Origin of the sequence: Rothia sp. HMSC062H08 (assembly GCF_001810775.1) — a bacterium.
Classification (GTDB): Bacteria; Actinomycetota; Actinomycetes; order Actinomycetales; family Micrococcaceae; genus Rothia.
On the sequence record NZ_KV802669.1, the window covers coordinates 1 to 1575 of the forward strand.

The window sequence follows — 1575 nt, forward strand, 5'->3', positions numbered from 1 at the left end:
CGATACTTCTCAAAGTCCTCCACCGACACCGGCGACAAACCCCACGGATCCACCAAAGAAACCGGGTTACCACCCACCAACGAGAACGGATCAGCACCCCAACCAGCACCCACCGGTGCGCTCAGGGGATCAGGTGCCGTAAAACGAGCCACACGCGAATCCACCACACGGGCACCCAACACCTCAAAACCAGAAGAACCCAGCACCACACCCGAAGCCGCAGAAACACCAACCAGCGAATCCGGCAACACAGGCACACCACCAGTAGCAGAAGCACCCTGAGCAGAAGGCACAGCAGGCGCAACAACACCCAAAGACGCCCAACCATACGGATCCAACAAACCGGCACCAGAACCAGCACCAGGAACCAACGAACCCACAGAAGACACCGACGAACCGCCCACACCCAGCACACGCGGAACAAACGAATTCTCATCCCACACCAGCGGATGCATCACCGAAGCATCAAAACCAGCCACAGAACCAACACCAGCACCGGTTGAGGGCACACCAAACTCAGGTACCCCAGCAGGCGCACCACCAGCAGCAAGCACACGACCATCAGTAGAAGCACACAGCAGCGAGAAGGACACAGCCGAATCCTCAGCAGAACCCCACGACGCAACCGAGCTCACAAACCCAGCCGCACCATAAGTCAAGGACGAGCCGGAACCATCCGAAGAAACCTGCAAAAGACGCGAATCATTACCGTCATACGAGAACACGCTCGTCGAGACCGGCACCAAAGTGACGCCCTCAAGCTCTACAGACTCCGGGCACTGCGGCAGCCACGCCTGAGCATCCTCAACAGCAGAGGCAAACTCAGCCGACTGGGAGCCAGCCTTCGCCTCATCCTGCACACCGTAGACGCACACTGCACGAACACGGGCACCCTCATCAGTGACCAGCACCTTCACCCAAGCGTGCTGAGGCTGGGCGCTATCAAAGTACTCAACGCGCACCAGCGCGCCAGCGGCATCATAGGTCCAACGCAGGGTCTCGGTGCCGCGAACGGCAGACGAGAGCATCTGCGCGTCAGTGTAGGTGTACATGACCAGGCCAGCGGGCGAATCCACACCGCTAATACGGCCCAGATCATCACGAATAATCTCAGTGTGCAGAGCCTCAGAAGAGGCTGCCACAGCGGGCTGCTCGGTCACAGAGGTCATGTGCGCGCCACGGTAACCAAACTCACGAACCCAAGTACCCGCCAGATCAGACACCTGCGCACGCACCAGCGCATCTACCGCGTTGTACTCGAAGGAAGACTCCACACGAGACTCAGAAGTAACGGCGGTTCCATCCAGACGGTACGCGGTAATGTCAGTCTGCTTGACCATACGGCCAGCAGCATCATACGCGTAAGCGCTCGAACCCAGGGGGTGCACAAACTCAGTGCGCAGACCATCAGCGTCATAAGCGTAGGACAGCTCATAGCCGCCAGTCTCATCCATGTACGCGGTACGGAAAGACTCCGGAATCTGAGCACCAAACTCACGGCGCTGACGGATCAGACGACCCAAACGGTCATACGACTCAACCGTCACCACGGGAGCACCAAACGCATCAACGCCC

At 58.9% G+C, this 1575-nt stretch carries 1 pseudogene; it reads right to left on the reverse strand.

Annotated elements, in window-relative coordinates:
• Positions 1–1575, reverse strand: a pseudogene (locus HMPREF2765_RS06850) (type IV secretion protein Rhs); the annotation flags it as partial.